This window comes from Micromonospora sp. AMSO12t, assembly GCF_008806585.1.
GTDB classification, from domain to species: domain Bacteria; phylum Actinomycetota; class Actinomycetes; order Mycobacteriales; family Micromonosporaceae; genus Micromonospora; species Micromonospora reichwaldensis.
In genome coordinates this window covers 1-17,799 of the sequence record NZ_WAAS01000128.1, presented here as the reverse complement: position 1 = coordinate 17,799, position 17,799 = coordinate 1, and the positions used below count along the sequence as shown (strand labels likewise).

The 17,799-nt window shown below is 74.2% G+C and carries 17 protein-coding genes; 12 read left to right on the top strand and 5 right to left on the bottom strand.

Annotated features, from left to right (window positions below):
• A partial coding sequence (gene purB / locus F6X68_RS19080) for an adenylosuccinate lyase (RefSeq protein WP_151455568.1) occupies positions 1-1,371 on the bottom strand: 1,371 nt, incomplete at its 3' end.
• A gap of 98 nt (positions 1,372-1,469) precedes the next feature.
• Between purB and F6X68_RS19075 the strand changes: the two genes are divergently transcribed.
• Positions 1,470-2,210, top strand: a complete 741-nt coding sequence (locus F6X68_RS19075) for an SDR family NAD(P)-dependent oxidoreductase (RefSeq protein ID WP_151455567.1) — start codon at positions 1,470-1,472, stop codon at positions 2,208-2,210.
• 123 nt (positions 2,211-2,333) lie between these two features.
• Here F6X68_RS19075 and F6X68_RS19070 read toward each other — a convergent pair whose 3' ends face one another.
• The 3 genes from F6X68_RS19070 to F6X68_RS19060 form a co-directional block, all read right to left on the bottom strand.
• Positions 2,334-3,116 (bottom strand): hypothetical protein, encoded by a 783-nt coding sequence (locus F6X68_RS19070; protein WP_151455566.1) that lies wholly within the window; start codon positions 3,114-3,116, stop codon positions 2,334-2,336.
• Entirely contained in the window at positions 3,113-3,628 is a 516-nt protein-coding gene (locus F6X68_RS19065; RefSeq protein ID WP_151455565.1) for a SigE family RNA polymerase sigma factor, read from the bottom strand. The genes F6X68_RS19070 and F6X68_RS19065 overlap by 4 nt, the downstream gene beginning before the upstream one ends.
• A 90-nt stretch (positions 3,629-3,718) precedes the next feature.
• A complete protein-coding gene (locus tag F6X68_RS19060) occupies positions 3,719-5,011 on the bottom strand; it encodes an acetyl-CoA C-acetyltransferase (protein ID WP_151455564.1) in 1,293 nt (430 codons plus the stop codon).
• A 55-nt stretch (positions 5,012-5,066) separates the two neighbouring features.
• On the opposite strand from F6X68_RS19060, the gene F6X68_RS19055 reads away from it, so the two are divergent.
• The 7 genes from F6X68_RS19055 to F6X68_RS19025 all read left to right on the top strand — a co-directional run bounded on the left by F6X68_RS19055 (position 5,067) and on the right by F6X68_RS19025 (position 12,362).
• Entirely contained in the window at positions 5,067-6,422 is a 1,356-nt protein-coding gene (locus F6X68_RS19055) for a 3-oxoacyl-ACP reductase (RefSeq protein ID WP_151455563.1), read from the top strand.
• Positions 6,423-6,667: 245 nt separating this feature from the next.
• Complete coding sequence (locus F6X68_RS19050) at positions 6,668-7,492, top strand: MaoC/PaaZ C-terminal domain-containing protein (RefSeq protein WP_225852295.1); 825 nt, start codon at positions 6,668-6,670, stop codon at positions 7,490-7,492.
• A 114-nt stretch (positions 7,493-7,606) separates the two neighbouring features.
• Entirely contained in the window at positions 7,607-8,362 is a 756-nt protein-coding gene (locus F6X68_RS19045; RefSeq protein WP_151455561.1) for an NUDIX domain-containing protein, read from the top strand.
• Positions 8,359-9,333, top strand: coding sequence for a serine/threonine protein kinase (locus F6X68_RS19040; RefSeq protein WP_151455560.1), 975 nt, complete (start codon positions 8,359-8,361; stop codon positions 9,331-9,333). The genes F6X68_RS19045 and F6X68_RS19040 overlap by 4 nt, the downstream gene beginning before the upstream one ends.
• 9 nt (positions 9,334-9,342) lie before the next feature.
• The gene (locus F6X68_RS19035) at positions 9,343-10,302 is read left to right on the top strand and encodes a hypothetical protein (RefSeq protein WP_151455559.1); all 960 of its coding nucleotides are present in this window, start codon (positions 9,343-9,345) and stop codon (positions 10,300-10,302) included.
• Positions 10,303-10,375: 73 nt separating this feature from the next.
• Positions 10,376-11,665 (top strand): adenylosuccinate synthetase, encoded by a 1,290-nt coding sequence (locus F6X68_RS19030; RefSeq protein WP_151455558.1) that lies wholly within the window; start codon positions 10,376-10,378, stop codon positions 11,663-11,665.
• A gap of 82 nt (positions 11,666-11,747) precedes the next feature.
• Positions 11,748-12,362: a DedA family protein gene (locus F6X68_RS19025; RefSeq protein ID WP_151455557.1), complete on the top strand. Its 615-nt coding sequence runs from the start codon at positions 11,748-11,750 to the stop codon at positions 12,360-12,362.
• A 26-nt stretch (positions 12,363-12,388) separates the two neighbouring features.
• On the opposite strand, the gene F6X68_RS19020 is transcribed toward F6X68_RS19025, so the two are convergent.
• Positions 12,389-13,033, bottom strand: coding sequence for a TetR/AcrR family transcriptional regulator (locus F6X68_RS19020; RefSeq protein WP_151455556.1), 645 nt, complete (start codon positions 13,031-13,033; stop codon positions 12,389-12,391).
• A gap of 67 nt (positions 13,034-13,100) precedes the next feature.
• Here F6X68_RS19020 and F6X68_RS19015 point away from each other — a divergent pair, with 67 nt between their 5' ends.
• The 4 genes from F6X68_RS19015 to F6X68_RS19000 all read left to right on the top strand — a co-directional run.
• Positions 13,101-13,553, top strand: coding sequence for an SCP2 sterol-binding domain-containing protein (locus F6X68_RS19015; protein WP_151455555.1), 453 nt, complete (start codon positions 13,101-13,103; stop codon positions 13,551-13,553).
• Position 13,554: 1 nt separating this feature from the next.
• Positions 13,555-14,769: an acyl-CoA dehydrogenase family protein gene (locus F6X68_RS19010; protein ID WP_151455554.1), complete on the top strand. Its 1,215-nt coding sequence runs from the start codon at positions 13,555-13,557 to the stop codon at positions 14,767-14,769.
• A gap of 147 nt (positions 14,770-14,916) precedes the next feature.
• Positions 14,917-16,479, top strand: a complete 1,563-nt coding sequence (locus tag F6X68_RS19005) for an AMP-binding protein (protein WP_151455553.1) — start codon at positions 14,917-14,919, stop codon at positions 16,477-16,479.
• Positions 16,480-16,606: 127 nt separating this feature from the next.
• On the top strand, positions 16,607-17,799 hold a 1,193-nt coding region (locus tag F6X68_RS19000; RefSeq protein WP_225852293.1), incomplete at its 3' end, for an MFS transporter.

Sequence of the window (17,799 nt, the reverse complement as noted above, 5' to 3'; positions counted from 1 at the left end):
CGTGGCGATGCGGCGGGCGACCGCCTCGACCTGGGCCGGGGCTGCGCCGACGAAGGCGGTGCGGTCGGCGACGAGGGTGTCGATCTCGGCGCGGGTCAGGCCCAGGCGGCCGTCCTCCGCCAGGCGGTCGAAGAGGTCGTTCTCGGCGGCGCCCTTCTCGCGCATGGCCAGGGCCACCGCGACCGCGTGCTCCTTGATCGCCTCGTGGGCGACCTCGCGCCCGACGCCGCGCCGGACCGCCGCCACCAGGATCTTCGTGGTGGCCAGGAACGGCAGGAAGCGCTCCAGCTCCCGGTTGACGACCGCCGGGTACGCGCCGAACTCGTCCAGCACGGTGAGGAAGGTCTGGAACAGCCCGTCGGCGGCGAAGAACGCGTCCGGCAGGGCGACCCGGCGGACGACCGAGCAGGAGACGTCCCCCTCGTTCCACTGGTCGCCGGCCAGCTCGCCGACCATCGACAGGTAACCCCGGATGATCACGGCGAAGCCGTTGACCCGCTCGCTGGAGCGGGTGTTCATCTTGTGCGGCATCGCGCTGGAACCCACCTGGCCCGGCTTGAAGCCCTCGGTGGCCAACTCCTGGCCGACCATCAGCCGGATGGTGGTCGCCAGCGACGACGGGGCGGCGGCGATCTGGGCGAGCGCGGCGAGCACCGCCAGGTCGATCGAGCGCGGGTAGACCTGGCCGACGCTGTCGAGCACGCGGGAGAACCCGAGGTGCCCGGCCACCCGGCGCTCCAGCTCGGCCACCTTGTCGGCGTCGCCGTCGAAGAGGTCGAGCTGGTCGGCGGCGGTGCCGACGGGGCCCTTGACGCCCCGCAGCGGGTACCAGTTGATCAGGTCGTCGAGCCGCTCGTACGCGATGAGCAGCTCCTCCGCGGCCGACGCGAAGCGCTTGCCCAGCGTGGTGGCCTGCGCCGCGACGTTGTGTGAGCGGCCGGTCATGACCAGGTCGGAGTGCTCGACGGCGAGCCGGGACAGCCGGGCCAGGGTGGCGACCACCCGGTCCCGGATCAGCTCCAGCGAACGGCGTACCTGGAGCTGCTCGACGTTCTCCGTGAGGTCACGGGAGGTCATCCCCTTGTGCACGTGCTCGTGCCCGGCGAGCGCGCTGAACTCCTCGATCCGGGCCTTCACGTCGTGCCGGGTGACCCGCTCCCGCTCGGCGATCGAGGCCAGGTCGACCTGGTCGAGCACCCCCTCGTACGCCTCGACCACGCCGTCGGGCACGGGGATGCCGAGGTCCCGCTGGGCCCGGAGCACGGCGAGCCAGAGCCGCCGCTCCATCCTGATCTTCTCCTCCGGCGACCAGAGGGCGACCAGTTCGGGCGAGGCGTACCGGTTGGCGAGCACGTTCGGGATCGTCGTCACGGCGCTCATTCTCCCGGACCCGCCCGCACCGCATCGGCAGGGTTGCCGGCTGGCTATGGTGATCACCCTGCTGAGCCGACTGACGGGAATGAGGAAGAGTGTCCAGACTAACCGGCAGGGTCGCCCTGGTCACCGGTGGTAGCCGCGGTATCGGCGCCGCCGTCGTACGCCGGCTGGCCGAGGACGGAGCCCACGTCGCGTTCACCTACCGCAGCGCGGAGGAGAGCGCGAAGGCCGTCGTCGCCGACATCACGTCGTACGGCCGCACCGGCCTGGCGATCCGCGCCGACAGCACCGACGGTACGGCGATCGTCGACGCGGTCGAGCGGACCGTCGCCGAACTGGGGCGGCTGGACATTCTGGTCAACAACGCCGGGGTGTTCTCGTCCGGGCCGATCGGACAGGTCGGCCTCGACGATCTCGACCGGGCCATCGCCGTCAACGTGCGCGGGGTGTACCTCGCCACCCAGGCGGCGGTACGCCACCTGCGCGACGGCGGGCGGATCGTCAACATCGGCAGCAGCTTCGCCAGCCGCGTACCGGCTCCCGGGGTGAGCGTCTATGCCATGACCAAGACCGCCGTCAACGGCCTGACCAGGGCGCTCGCCCGCGAACTCGGCCCGCGCGGGATCACCGTCAACCTGGTCCTGCCCGGTTCCACCGACACCGACATGAACCGCGCGGACAGCGCCGGCGCGGACGCCCAGCGGTCACACATCGCCCTCGGCCGCTACGGCACGCCGGAGGACGTGGCGGCGACGGTCAGCCACCTGGTGGGCGAGGGCGGCCGGCACATCACCGGCGCGTCGATCGCCATCGACGGCGGCGCCACCGCCTGACCCGGCGGGCGGATGCGAGACCCGGGCGAACGGCGCGCACTTGCCCGTCCGCCGGTCCGGCCGGGTCGAGGCCACGGCGCAGCCTCGACCCGGAAGACGGCGCGCGTCCCGCGCGGGCCCGGGTCACCAGGCGGGGCGGGCGGCCGGGTCGAGGGCGAGGTCCCGGAGCTGCTCCGGGGTGAGCACGAACCGCCCGTCACGGCTGTGCAGCGAGAACCTGATCCAGGTGCCGTCGGGGTGCAGGACGTCGACCCGCCGGATATGGATCACGTCGCCGCCCCCGACGCGCTCGGTCTCCCGGACGCGCGCGGTCTCCCGGACGCGCGCGCCGTCCGGCCCCGCCGACAGGCCGCACGAGTCGAAGGTCTGCTTGCCGCAGTCCATGACGTCGCGGTTCATGCCCGGCTGCGGCTCGGCCAACGCCAGGGCCGACAACTCGTTGCTGAACGCGCCGGTGGGGTCGACCGGGTAGGCGTGCACCGAGAAACCGACGTTGCGGTAGTCCTCGTACGCGCCCCCGACCGGCGCGTCGCCGGCCGGTGCCGTCGGGAGTACGTCGCGACTCACCGCGGTCAGCGGCACCCACCGGACTCCGGGCGCCCGCGCGACGAAGGCCACCGCCACCCCGCCCTGGTAGCGCTCGGCCGCCTCCGTGAGCAGCAACTGGTTGCTCTTGCTGTGCGGGGGCCGCGAGGCGGTTGCCGAGGCCGCCGGCTGCATGTCCGGACGGTCGACCACCAGGCCCGCGCCCAGCACCAGCGCGAGGACCCCGCCGGCCGCCGAGGCGTACGCCCCGAGCCGGCGGGTGCGGACCAGCCGGCGCTGTCGCAGGATCAACCCGTCCAGGTCGATCGAGGAGGGCGGCGCGTCGCCGATCGCCGCGTCGAAGATCTCCCGGTACGTCACGCGAACCTCCCTGTGCTCAGGGCCGGCTGGTCAGCGGCCAGCAGGCGTAGCGATTCCAGTGCTCTGGCGGCCTGGCTCTTCACCGTGCCGGTGGTGATGCCGAGGATCTGCGCGGTCTCCTCCACGGAGAGGTCGCAGTAGTAGCGCAGCACCAGCACGGCGCGCCGCCGCTCGGGCAGCTTCCCGAGCAGGTCGAGGAGCAGCTCCCGGTCGGCCAGGTCGGGCTCGGTGTCCGGCGCGGCGTCGTCGGGGACCTCGTCGGTGCTGCGTTCACGCCGCCACGGCCGCCGTCGCTCGTCCAGCCAGGCGCGCGTGAGCACCTGCCGGACGTACGCGTCGACGTTCTCCGCCGCGCGGACCCGAGTCCAGGCCCGGTAGAGCTTGCCCAGGGTGATGGAGACGAGGTCGTCGGCGGTGTGCCAGTCCCGGCAGAGCAGGTACGCCGTGCGGCGCAGATGCTCCAGCCGGGCCTCGACGAACTGCCGGTACTCGTCCTCGTCGGCCGACTTCACGCGTTCCGCCTTCGTCGCCTCATGCCCAGGGGACGGAGCGCGGGGCCGGGCGGGTTGCCCGGCTCAGCGTTTGCGGGGCAGGTTGCCGGCTCAGCGCTCCAGGATCGCGGTCACGCCCTGGCCGCCGGCGGCGCAGATGGAGATCAGGCCCCGGCCGCTGCCCTTGTCGGCGAGCAGCTTCGCCAGGGTCGCCACGATCCGGCCGCCGGTGGCCGCGAACGGGTGCCCGGCCGCCAGCGACGAGCCGTTGACGTTCAGCTTCTCCCGGTCGATGGCGCCGAGCGGGGCGTCCAGTCCCAGCCGGTCCTTGCAGAACTCCGGGGACTCCCAGGCGGCGAGGGTCGCCAGCACCTGCGAGGCGAACGCCTCGTGGATCTCGTAGAAGTCGAAGTCCTGGAGGGTCAGCCCGGCCCGGGTCAGCATCCGCGGCACCGCGTACGCGGGGGCCATCAGCAGCCCCTCGTCGCCATGCACGAAGTCGACGGCGGCGGTCTCCGACCAGGAGAACCACGCCAGCACGGGCAGGCTGTGCGCGCGGGCCCACTCCTCGCTGGCCAGCAGCACCGTCGAGGCGCCGTCGGTCAGCGGTGACGAGTTGCCGGCCGTCATGGTCGCCGCCTCGGCGTCGGGCCCCTTCGCGCCGAAGACCGGCTTCAGGGCGCCGAGCCGCTCCAGACTGGTGTCGGGGCGCAGGTTCGCGTCCCGGGTCAGCCCGAGGTACGGCGTCAGCAGGTCGTCGAAGAACCCCCGGTCGTACGCGGCGGCGAGCCGCTGGTGCGAGCGCAGCGCCAGCTCGTCCTGCGCCTGCCGGTCGATCTGCCAGCGCAGTGCCGTGCGGGCGGCGTGCTCCCCCATCGACAGCCCGGTACGCGGCTCCGCGTTGCGCGGGATCTCCGGCTTGAACGGCTGGGTGGGGCGCAGCTTCGCGGCGATCCTCAGCCGCTCGCCGAGGGTGCGGGCGCTGTTGAGCCGGAGCAGCGTGCGGCGCATCTCCTCGTTGACGGCGAGCGGCGCGTCGGAGGTGGTGTCCACGCCGCCGGCGATGCCGACGTCGATCTGCCCGAGGGCGATCTTGTTGGCGACCAGGATGGCCGCCTCCAGCCCGGTGCCGCAGGCCTGCTGGATGTCGTACGCGGGGGTGTGCGGGTCGAGCTTCGAGCCGAGCACCACCTCGCGGGTCAGGTTGAAGTCCTTCGCGTGCTTGAGCACCGCGCCGGCCACCACCTCGCCGACGCGCTGGCCGGCCAGGCCGAACCGGGCGACGAGCCCGTCCAGCGCGGCGCCCAGCATGTCGGCGTTCGACGCGCTGGCGTACCGCGAGTTGGACCGCGCGAAGGGGATGCGGTTGCCGCCGATGACCGCCACCCGCCGGATGCTCTGCACGATCCCGCCTCCTCGAAAGACTTGCCCTCAACCTACTCGCCAGTAGGCTACGCCTATGACCGACAGGTACGCGAGCTTCGTCCGATCGGGGGCCGGCCGCACGCTGGTCAAGCGCCTCGGGCTGCCCGACCCGCCGCGACTGCGCCGGCACACCCCCGGCGATCCCATCGTGCCCGGCCCCGTCCTGCTGGGCGCCGCGACCGGCGGCCGGCTCGCCGAGCGGGCCGGCAAGATCCTGACCGCCGCCGGGGTCGAGCTGCGCGATCCCGGCGCCGTGGACTCCACCGAGCGCTTCGCCGCCCTGGTGTACGACGCCACCGGCATCACCGACTCCACCGAGCTGCGCCAGCTGTACGACTTCTTCCACCCGCGCGCCCGGTCGGTGCTGCCCAGCGGTCGGGTCGTCGTGCTCGGCACCCCGCCCGACGAGTGCGGCTCCCCCCGGGAGGCGACCGCCCAGCGGGCCCTGGAGGGGCTGACCCGCAGCATCGGCAAGGAGTTCGGCCGGGGCGTCACCGCCCAGCTCGTCCACGTGACGAAGGACCCGGACGCCGGCACCTGGACCAGCGTGGAGGCGACCCTGCGGTTCCTGCTCTCGGGCCGGTCCGCGTACGTCTCCGGGCAGGTGGTCCGGGTCGGCGCCGGCACGGCCGGGGCGCCGGCCGACTGGGACCGCCCGCTGGACGGGCAGGTCGTCCTGGTCACCGGGGCGGCCCGGGGCATCGGCGCGGCGCTGGCCCGGGTGCTGGCCCGCGACGGCGCCCGGGTCGTCGCGCTGGACATTCCGGCGGCCGGGGACGAGCTGGCGGCGGTCGCCAACGAGATCGGCGGCACCGCCGTCCAGCTCGACCTGACCGCCCCCGACGCCCCGCAGCGGCTCGCCGAGCACCTGGCCGAGCGGCACGGGCGGGTCGACGTGGTCGTGCACAACGCCGGGATCACCCGCGACAAGACCCTCGGCCGGATGGACGCCGACCGGTGGGACTCGGTGCTCGACGTCAACCTCTCCAGCCAGGAGCGGATCAACGACGTGCTGCTGGAGCGGGAGCTGATCCCGGCCGGCGGCCGGATCGTCTCGGTCTCCTCGATCGCCGGCATCGCCGGCAACCGGGGCCAGACCAACTACGCCACCAGCAAGGCGGGCGTGATCGGGCTGGTCGAGTCGCTCGCCCCGGCGCTGCGTGAACGGCAGATCAGCGTCAACGCGGTCGCCCCCGGTTTCATCGAGACCCGGCTGACCGCGCGCATCCCGCTGGTGATCCGCGAGGCGGGCCGGCGGATGAACAGCCTGTCCCAGGGCGGGCTGCCGGTGGACGTCGCCGAGACCATCGGCTGGCTGGCGTGGCCGGCCTCCGGCGCGGTCAGCGGCAACGTCGTCCGGGTCTGCGGCCAGAGCCTGCTGGGGGCGTGATGGCGAGGAGAGGACAACCGGCGCCGGAGCCGGACGACCTGTCGGTGCACGAGCTGATCGACGGCCCGACCGAGATCCTGTCGCAGGACACCCTGGACGCGATCCGCGGGCCGGCGGCGTCCGGCCACGACCTGAGCCTCGAAGAGACGCACGACCTCTCCGCCTCCGCCGCCGAGGCGACGCGGGACCTCTCGGGCGGGGGCCCGGCCGTGACGGGTGCCCGGGAGCGCGTCGAGCTGCCCCGGATGCCGGCGGCCGGGGCGCTCTACCGGCGGGCGCTGCTCGGCGCGCTGCCCGGCCTCGGCGGTGGGCGGCGGTCGGCGGGCCTCCCGGCGGTCGAGCTGGCCGTCGGCGGGATCGCCGTCGACCGGACGCACCTCGCCGACTACGACCGGGTCTGCGGGTTCCGGCTCACCGACCGGCTGCCCGCGACGTTCCCGCACGTCATGGGCTTCCCACTGGCGCTGCGGCTGATGACCGCGCCGGAGTTTCCCATCCCGCTGACCGGCGTGGTGCACGTCGGCAACCGGATCACCGTGCACCGCCCGGTCACCGCCGACGAGACCCTCGACTTCCGCGCGTACGCCGAGAACCTGCGCCCGCACGACCGGGGGCGGCAGGTCGACGTGGTGCTGGTCGGCTCGGTCGACGGGGCGGAGGTCTGGCGCGGCGTCTCGACGTACCTCGGCAGGGAGGGCAAGCGGGGCGGCGGCGGGCGGCGCGAGCAGGCCGGGCGGCCCACGACGCCGGCCGGCTCTGCCCGCTGGCGGGTCGATCCCCGCGTCGGTACGGACTACGCGCGGGTCTCCGGCGACCACAACCCGATCCACACCTCCCGCCTCGGCGCGCGGCTGTTCGGCTTCCCCCGGCCGATCGCGCACGGGATGTGGAGCAAGGCCCGTTGCCTGGCCGCGCTGGAGAACCGCCTGCCGGACGCCTACACGGTCGAGGTGGCCTTCAAGCTGCCCGTGCCGCTGCCGAGCACGGTGAGCTTCGGCCTGCTGCCGGACGGTGGGTTCGCCCTGCACGACTCGCGCGGCCGACCGCACCTGGCGGGCCTCGTGCGCTGAGGCGCCCCCGCCGGAGCTGAGTACGCCCCTGCCGAATCCCGTCCCGGACTTGGCAGGGGCGTTCTCGTGCGCTAGGTTCTTCTCAGGTAGAGATGTTCTCAGAATGAGAGAGACATGGTTGACGAGCAGGACTTCCTGGCCGCGTACGACCCCGGGGCCTACCCGTCGGTCGCCGTGACCGTCGACGTGGTGGCGCTGACCATCCGGGACGGCGCGCTGCACCTGCTGCTGATCCGGCGCGGCCAGCCGCCCTTCGAGGGGCGGTGGGCGCTGCCCGGCGGCTTCGTCCGCCCCGACGAGGACCTCACCGCCGGCGCCCGACGGGAGCTGGCCGAGGAGACCGGGCTCGGCGGCGAGGGACTGCGCCGCGTACACCTGGAGCAGTTGGGCAGCTACGGCACCCCCGACCGCGACCCGCGCATGCGCGTCGTCTCGGTCGCCCACCTCGCGTTCGCCCCCGACCTGCCCGACCCGGCCGCCGGCACCGACGCCGACGAGGCCGGCTGGCTGCCGGTGACCGCGCTGGCCAACCGGCAGCTCGCCTTCGACCACGGCCGGATCATCGAAGACGCGCTGGAGCGGGCCCGGTCCAAGCTGGAATACACCCCGCTCGCCACGCGCTTCCTCGCCGGCGAGTTCACGATCAGCGAGCTGCGCGCCGTCTACGAGACGGTCTGGGGCCACCCGCTGCACGCCGGCAACTTCCACCGCAAGGTGCTCTCGGTGCCGGGCTTCGTCGAGAGCACCGGCACCAGCACCGAGCGCGGCGGCGCCCGGGGCGGCCCCCGCGCCAAGCTCTACCGGGCCGGCGACGCCCGGCTGCTGCACCCGGCGCTGCTGCGCCCCGCCCGGGAGGAGACGGTCCGATGAGGACCGCCGAAGCCGTCCGCCTGGTCGCGGCGGCCCGCACCGACGCCGACCTGTTCGGCACGGACCAGCCGGCCCGGCGCTACCGCGAGCTGGTCGCGGCCCTGCACCCCGACCGCCTGCAGGCCGACCCGGCGGTACGCGCCGAGGCCACCGACGCGTTCGTCCAGGTCACCACCCGCTGGCGGGCCCGGCAGGTCACCATCCTCGGCGACTACCGACTCGGCACGCCGGCCTACTCGGGCCACTTGGCCGACCTCTACGACGTCGGAGCCGACCGGCTGCTCAAGCTGCCCCGGCGACCCGCCGACAACGACCTGATGGCCCGCGAGGCGCACGCCCTGCGCACCATCGCCGAGCGCGGCGACCCGCGCTACCTGCCGTACGTGCCCCGGCTGGTCGAGGACTTCCGGCACCTCGACGCCGCGACCGGCGCCGAACGGCGGATCAACGTGCTCGCCACCGCGCCCGGTTTGCACGACCTCACCGAGGTCCGGCGCGCGTACCCGGACGGGCTCGACGCCCGCGACGTGGCCTGGATGTGGCGCCGGCTGCTGGTGGCGCTCGGCCTGGCCCACGGGGCGGGCATCGTGCACGGCGCGGTCCTGCCGCCGCACGTGCTGATCGAGCCGGACGGGCACGGCGTGGTGCTTGTCGACTGGTGCTTCTCCGCCCCCGTCGGCGGCACTGTCCCCGCGCTGGTGCCCGGCTACGACGCGAACTGGTACCCCGACGAGATCCCCCGCAAGCGGCCCTGCGGGCCGGGCACCGACATCGCCATGGCCAGCGGATGCATGAGCTGGCTGATGGGGCCGCGCGCGCCCCGCGAGCTGGACGCCTTCGCGCGGGGCTGCCGCCAGCGGGCCCTGGACGCCCGGCCCGACGACGCGTGGCGGCTGCTGCGCGAACTGGACGAGGTGCTGGACCGGCTCTACGGGCCACGCACCTTCCGACCCTTCACCCTCAACCCGTAAGGAGCTGTCATGGGCAGTGGAATGTGGTCCACCGACGTGTACGACGCCGCCGACCGCTACCGCCGGAAGACCGGCAAGAGCGCGTTCTCCTACAGCGACAGCGGGGCGCGCAAGGTGCACCCCGCCCTCGACCCCCGCGACACGACGCGCGAGAGCCGCGACTCCGACGAGCACCCCCGGTCGACGCCCATCGCGGTGCTCTTCGACGTCACCGGCTCGATGCGCAACGTGCCGCGCGTCCTGCAGACCAAGCTGCCGCAGCTGCTCGGGCTGCTGCAACGGCAGGGCTACGCCAGCGACCCGCAGATCATGTTCGGCGCGATCGGCGACGCCACCTGCGACCGGGTGCCGTTGCAGGTCGGCCAGTTCGAGTCGGACAACCGGATGGACGACGACCTCGGCCGGATCGTGCTGGAGGGCGGCGGCGGCGGGCAGATGACCGAGTCGTACGAGCTGGCCATGTACTTCATGGCCCGGCACACCGTGACCGACTCCTGGGAGAAGCGTGGCCGGCGCGGCTACCTGTTCATCATCGGCGACGAACTGGCGTACCCGCAGGTGAAGGCCCGGGAGGTGGCCGGCGTCGTCGGCGACGACCTGCGCGAGGACGTGCCGCTGCGGCAGATCGTCGACGAGCTGACCCGCCGCTGGGACACCTACTACCTGCTCCCCGCCGGCAGCCACTACTCCGGCAACGCCAAGGTGCTCGACTTCTGGCGGGACCTGCTCGGGCAGAACGCCGTCGTGCTGGACGACCTCGACGCGGTCTGCGAGACGATCGCGCTCACCGTCGGGCTCGGCGAGCAGGCCATCGACCTGGACGAGGGCCTGCGCGACCTCGACCGGGCCGGCTCGGGCGCCAGCGGCACCGTGTCGAAGGCGCTGGCCCGCCTGCGCGGGGGGCGGCGCGCCGAGGTGTCGACGCTGCCCGCGTTCCGCGACACCGGCGGCGAGGTGACCCGGCTGTGAACCACGTGACGGCGGTCGGCGGCGGCTGCGGCGGCTCCGGCTGCGGCTGCCGCTGCGGCGGCGGGGAGGTCCGGTGAGCAGGCACGTCGCGGTGGTGGACCTCGGCTACGGCGACGCCGGCAAGGGCACGGTCGTGGACTGGCTCTGCGCCACCCGGCCCGTGCACACGGTGGTCCGCTTCAACGGGGGCGCGCAGGCGGCGCACAACGTCGTGCTGCGCGACGGCCGGCACCACACGTTCGCGCAGTTCGGCGCCGGCACGTTCCGCCCCGGCGTCCGTACGCACCTGTCGCGGCACGTGGTGGTGGACCCGCTGGCGCTGGCCGCCGAGGCCGACCACCTCGCCTCGGTCGGGGTGCCCGACGCGCTCGACCGGCTGACCGTCGACGGGGAGGCGCTGCTCGCCACCCCGTACCACCGGGCCGCGAACCGGGCCCGGGAGATCGCCCGGGGAGCCGACCGGCACGGCTCCTGCGGGCTGGGCGTGGGCGAGACCGTCGCGTACGGTCTCGCCCACCCCGACGAGGCGCCCCGGGTGGCCGACTGCGCCGACCCGGCGCTGCTGCGGCGGCGGCTGACCGCCCTGCGGGACCGGTTGACCGCCGAGCTCGGCCCGCTGGACGCGCCGCCCGTCGCCGACTGCCTGCCCGCGTTCACCGGCTTCGCCGGGCGGGTCGCGATCGTCGACCGGAGCTGGCTGACCGGGGCGCTGCGGGCCGGCACCTGCGTCTTCGAGGGCGCGCAGGGGGTGCTGCTCGACGAGTGGCACGGCTTCCACCCGTACACGACGTGGAGCACCACCACCTTCGCCAACGTGGACGGCCTGCTCGCCGAGGCGGGCCAGCCCGGCGACGTCACCCGGATCGGGGTGCTGCGCGTGGTCACCACCCGGCACGGGCCCGGCCCGCTGGTGACGGAGGACCCGGCCCTGCCGCTGGCCGACCCGCACAACCCGACGAACCCGTGGCAGGGCCGGTTCCGGTTCGGCCACTTCGACGCGGTCGCCCACCGGTACGCCCTCGCCGCGGCCGGCGGGGTCGACGGCCTGGCGCTCACCCACCTCGACCTCGCCGGTCCCGGGCTGCGGCTCTGCCGCCGCTACGACAGCATCGACCGGCTCACCCCGGGCCCGCCCGGCGACCTGGACCGGCAGGCCGCGCTCACCGCCAGCCTGCTGCGCGCCCGCCCCGTGTACGACGACGCCCCGCCGCCCGACTGGACGGCGGCGGTGCGGGAGGAGCTGGGCGCGCCCGTGGTGCTGACCTCCCTGGGACCCACCGCCGACGACAAGACCCCGCACGGCCCGCTGCTCGCCCCGCGCCCCCTCGCGCCGGCCGGAACGCCCGCCGAGGCGTCGGTGTGACGCCGGGCCGCGCCGGAGTCCCGAGCGGGTCGATCCGGCGACTCGACCACCGGGCGGGTCGCACCCGGCGAGCATGGGAGGCATGGAGTCCGTGCTCGACCTGCTCCGGCAGCTGGTCGCCTCACCGTGGGTGTACCTGCTGATCTTCGGGCTCACCGCGGTCGACGCGTTCTTCCCCGCCGTACCCGGCGAGACGGCCGTGATCACCGCCGCGGTGCTCGCCACGGGCGGCAACCCCGACCTGGGGTGGGTGATCGTCGCCGCCGCGCTCGGCGCGTGCGTCGGCGACCACGTCTCGTACGCCATCGGGCGCGGCGGCGGCGCGAGCCGGCTCGCGCGCTTCCCGGCGGACAGCCGGCGCCGGGCCAGCTCCGAGTGGGCCCGTCGGGCGGTGCACCAGCGCGGCGGGCTGATCCTGACCACGTCCCGGTACGTCCCCGGTGGCCGGACGGCGGTCACCCTCACCATGGGCGCGGTCCGCTACCCGCTCCGGTCGTTCCTGCTCTTCGACGCCATCGCGGCGGTGAGCTGGGCGCTCTACTGCACCCTGCTCGGCTACTTCGGCGGGCTGGCCTTCGAACGCGACCCGGTCAAGGGCATCCTCGCCGGCGTGGGCCTCTCGCTGGCGATCACCCTGCTGCTGGAGTCCGCCCGCTGGCTGTACCACCGCCGGCGCCGCGCCACATCCCACCGCTGAACGCGCGACCGTGGAGCCGCCGCCGCTCAGCCGGGGGTGACCCGTGGGTGCCAGGTGACGCCGTGCAGGAGTTGACCGGCACCGAGCCAGGCGACGTTCATCATCCGGGTGGCGGTCTTCTCCGGGTCGGCCTCCGGGTGGTCGGCGAGCCAGTCCGCCAGCGACTCGGTCGCCCCCACCAGGGCGTACGCGACGACCTCCAGGTCGGTCTCGCCCACCTCGCGGCCCTCGGCGCGCAGCGCGTGGTCGAGCATCCCGGCGACCACCTCGACCAGCCGGGCCCGCATGCCGGCCAGCTCGCCGGCGAAGGGCTGCTCGCCCCGGGCCTGCCGGTAGAGCACCGCCCATCCGTCGCGGTGCGCCCCGACGAAGCCGAAGAAGGCGCGAAGCCCGCGCCAGAGCCGCTCGTCGGCAGGCAGCTCGGGGGCGGCCGCCCCGGCGATGGCCTGCATCATCCGGGTGCCCTCCCGGTGCAGGCAGGCGACGAAGAGTTCTTCCTTCGTGCCGAGGTACGCGTAGACCATGGGCTTGGAGATGCCGGCGTCCTCGGCGATCTCGTCCATGCTGGCCGCGTGGAAGCCCCTGCGTGAGAACACTTTCACGGCCGCGTCGAGCATCTGCTGCTCGCGTACGGCGCGGGGGAGGCGCTTGAAGGTGGGTGGGGTGGACACCTTGCGAGCATACCTACTCGCCCGTAAGGTTACGCACGAGTAGCCAATACCCGGAAGGTGCAGCCCCATGACTGACTTCGACCCGGCCAACTTCGCGAACGTCGGCCCCAAGGAGTTCGCCCAGCTGGTCAAGTCCACCCCGGACGACAAGATCGCCGAGGTGATGTCCGGCGACCTGCGCGGCAAGATCCTCGGCGAGGTCTTCGGCCGGATGCCGCAGCTCTTCCGCGCCGACCGGGCCGGCTCGACCAACGCGGTCATCCACTGGAACATCACCGGCCGTCCTGACGGGGGCACCGACACCTACGAGGTGGTCGTCGCCGACGGCGCCTGCACCGTCAACGAGACCCCGCAGCACGACCCGAAGCTCAGCCTCACGATGGGCCCGGTCGAGTTCCTGAAGATCGTCTCCGGTGGCGCGAACCCCGTCATGATGTTCATGACCGGCAAGCTCAAGGCCAAGGGCGACCTGGGCCTGGCCGCCAACATCGCCAACCTGTTCGACATCCCCAAGGCCTGACATGGCCGAGTTCTCGCTAGACCTGAACGAGGAACAGCGGGATCTGCGCGACTGGGTGCACGGCTTCGCCGCCGAGGTCGTGCGCCCGGCCGCGGCCGAGTGGGACGCCCGGGAGGAGACCCCCTGGCCGATCATCCAGGAGGCGGCGAAGGTCGGCCTCTACGGCTTCGAGTTCCTCGCCACCTGCTGGGCCGACCCCACCGGCCTCTCCCTCCCGATCGCCAGCGAGGAACTCTTCTGGGGCGACGCCGGCATCGGGCTGGGCATCTTCGGCACCTCCCTCGCGGTGGCCGCGATCTACGGCGCCGGCACCCCCGACCAGATGGTCGAATGGGTGCCGCAGTGCTTCGGCACCGTCGACGAGCCGGCCGTCGCCGCGTTCTGCACCACCGAGCCCGAGGCCGGCTCCGACGTCGGCGCGATGCGCACCCGGGCCGTCTACGACGAGGCGAGCGACGAGTGGGTGCTCAGCGGGCAGAAGGCGTACGCCACGAACGGCGGGATCGCCGGGGTGCACGTGGTCACCGCCTCGGTCGACCCGACGCTCGGCTCCCGCGGGCAGGCGGCGTTCGTCGTACCGCCGGGCACCGCCGGCCTGGCCGCGACCCGCAAGCTGCGCAAGCTGGGCCTGCGCGCGTCGCACACCGCCGACGTCTTCCTCGACGACGTACGCGTGCCGGGGCGCTGCCTGCTCGGCGGCCGGGAGGCCCTGCTCGAACGGCTCGACCGGGCCCGCTCCGGCAAGCGCGTCTCGGGCCAGGCCGCGATGCGCACCTTCGAGCTCTCCCGACCCACCGTCGGCGCGCAGGCGCTGGGCGTGGCCCGGGCCGCCTACGAGTACGCCCTGGACTACGCGAAGGAGCGGGTCCAGTTCGGCCGCCCGATCATCGAGAACCAGGCGGTCGCGTTCGCGCTGGCCGACATGAAGATGGAGATCGACGCCGCCCGGCTGCTGGTCTGGCGGGCCTCCTGGATGGGCCGCAACAACCGGCCCTTCACGGCCGGCGAGGGCTCGATGTCCAAGCTGAAGGCCGGTGAGGTGGCCGTCTCCGTCACCGACAGGGCCGTGCAACTGCTCGGCGGGGCCGGCTTCCTGCGGGACCACCCGGTCGAGCGCTGGTACCGGGACGCCAAGATCTACACCATCTTCGAGGGCACCTCCGAGATCCAGCGGCTGGTCATCTCCCGGGCCATCTCCGGCGTCCAGATCCGCTGACCGACCGCCGGCGCCGTCGCCGTCCAGGGGGCCGCACCAGGCCCGGACGTCCGCCGCGCCCGTACCGCTGCGCGCTCGATCTCCAGATCGCCCGCGTGGGGCCCCCGGCCCGGGGGCCCCACGCGCACCGCACGAGGAGGCCGCGTCATGGACCTGCCGTTCGTCGTCGCCACCCTGACCCGACGCGGGCTGCTCGCCCCCGGCCGGCCGATCCGCGTCGCCTCGCAGCTCCAGGCGCTGCGCAGGTGGGGCTGGAACATCGCCGGCGAGCTGCGCCAGGCCGCCGCCCGCGACCCCGACCGGGCGGCCGTCGTCGACGAGCAGGGCACCGGCCTGACGTACGCCGAGCTGCTCGACCGGTCGGAGCAGCTGGCCCGGGGAATGCGGACGGCGCTCGGGGTGCGCCCCGGGGACCGGGTCGGCGTGCTCTGCCGCAACCACCACGGCCTGGTCGAGACGATCGTGGCCGCCACCCTGCTCGGCGGGGACGCGGTGCTGGTCAACACCGGGCTCTCCGCCGGGCAGCTCGCCACCGTCGCGCAGGAGCAGCGGCTGCGGGTGCTGGCGCACGACGCCGAGTTCGCCGACCGGGTCGCCAACCTCCCCGCCGAGGTGCAGCGGCTCGACGAGCGCGCCCGGGAGGCGCTCGTCGTCGGCGCGGTCCCCGGCGAGCTGCGTCCCCCCGAGCGCGACGGCCGGATCATCGTGCTCACCTCCGGCACCACCGGCGTCCCCAAGGGCGCCCGGCGCCCCACCCCGAACGGGTTCGGTCCGCTGGTCTCCATCATCGACCGGATCCCGCTGCACGCCCAGGACACCGTCATGATCGCCGCGCCGCTCTTCCACACCTGGGGGTACGCGGCCCTCCAGGTCTGCTTCGCCCTGCGGGCCACGGTCGTGCTGCACCGCCGGTTCGACCCGGCCGCCACGCTGGCCGCCCTCGTGGCGCAGCGCTGCGACGCGCTCTTCGCCGTGCCGGTGATGCTGCAACGGCTGCTGGAGGTGCCGCCGCCGGACCCCCGTCCCCCGCTGAAGGTGGTCGCGGCCAGCGGTTCCGCGCTGCCGGGCGGCCTCGCCCTGCGGTTCATGGACGTCTACGGCGACGTGCTGCACAACCTCTACGGCTCCACCGAGGTCTCGTGGGCGTCCATCGCCGGCCCCGCCGACCTGCGCACGGCTCCGACCACCGCCGGCCGCCCGCCGCACGGCACCCGGCTGGAGATCCTCGACGCGGCCGGCGAGCCGGTGCCGGCCGGGCAGGTCGGCCGGATCTTCGTCGGCAACGAGATGCTCTTCGAGGGCTACACCTCCGGGGCCGTCCGGGAGCACCGCGACGGCCTGCTCGACACCGGCGACCTGGGGCGGCTCGACGCCGACGGGCTGCTCTTCGTCGACGGCCGGGCCGACGACATGATCGTCTCCGGCGGGGAGAACGTCTTCCCGGCCGAGGTGGAGGACCTGATCGCCCGGCTGCCGCAGGTACGCGAGGCCGCCGTGATCGGCGTACCGGACCAGGAGTACGGCCAGCGTCTCGCCGCGTTCCTCGCCCTGCACCCCGGCGAGACGCTCGATCCGGAGGCGGTCCGCGAATACGTCCGGCACTACCTGGCCCGGTTCTCCGTACCCCGGGACGTGGTCTTCGTGAAGTACCTGCCCCGCAACGCCACGGGCAAGGTGCTGGCCCGCGAGCTGCGCCGCTACCACGGCTGACCGTTCCCCGCCCGTTACTGCCCGGATGCCCGGCCGCCCCTAGGCTGACGGCACCATGATCGGCTCCGGACCACGCCGCCGTGCCCGTCACCGCCACCATCCCCGTCACCGCCAGCCGGGACCACGGATGGCACCGCTGCTGCTGGTCGAAGCGGCGACCCTGCTCTCCAACACCGGCAACGGGGTGGCCAACGTCGCCCTGCCCTGGCTGGTGCTGGAACGTACCGGCAGCGCCACCGCGGCCGGCGTGGTCGCGGCGGCCGCCGCGCTGCCGATGCTGCTGTCCGGCCTCGTCTCCGGCACCATCGTGGACCTGCTCGGCCGGCGGCGTACGGCGCTGGTCTCCGACACGCTCTCCGCCGCCTCGGTCGCCGCGATCCCCGTGGTCGACGCCCTGCTCGGGCTGAACCTCGGCTGGATCGTGGCGCTGGCCGTGCTCGGCGCGGTGTTCGATCCGGCCGGGCTGACCGCCCGGGAGACACTGCTGCCGGCCGCCGCACAGGCCGCCCGCTGGCGGATCGAACGGGCCAACGGGGTGCACGAGGCGGTCTGGGGGCTCGCCTTCCTGATCGGGCCCGGCGTCGGCGGCATCCTCATCGCCGCGATCGGCCCCGGCCCGACGCTCTGGGTCACCGCCGCCGGGTTCGCGCTGGCCGTCGTGATGATCGCCGCCGTCCGGCTGCCCGGGGCCGGCCGCCCCGAACGCCCCCCGGAGGGCCTGTGGCAGGGCACCGCCGAGGGCCTGCGGTTCGTCTGGCGGGACAAGCTGCTGCGTACCATCGCGCTGCTCACGATGGTGCTGGCCGCGCTCTACCTGCCGGTCGAGGGCGTGCTGCTGCCGGCGTGGTTCGTGGCCCAGGGAGAGCCGGCCCGGCTCGGCGCGATCCTGATGGCGATGAGCGCCGCGGGCGTGATCGGAGCGCTCGCCTCCAGCGCGGCGGGGCGGCGGGTCCGTCGCCGTACCCTGCTGGTGGCCTCCCTGCTGGTCATCGGGGTGTCGCTGGTCGGCCTGGCCACCCTGCCCCCGTTCCCGGCCATGATCGGCTTCGCCGCCGGGATCGGGCTCGCGTACGGGCCGGTCAACCCGCTGTCCAACTACGCCATGCAGACCCGCACCCCGGAACGCCTGCGCGGCCGGGTGGTCGGGGTGATGACCTCGTTCGCGTACGCGGCCGGCCCGGCCGGTTACCTGCTCGCCGGGCCGCTGGTGGAACGGATCGGGCTACGCCCCGCGTTCCTGGCGCTGGCCGGGGCGCTGCTGCTGGCGGTACTGGTCGCCGCGCCGCTGCCGGTGCTGCGGGCGCTGGACGATCCACCCCG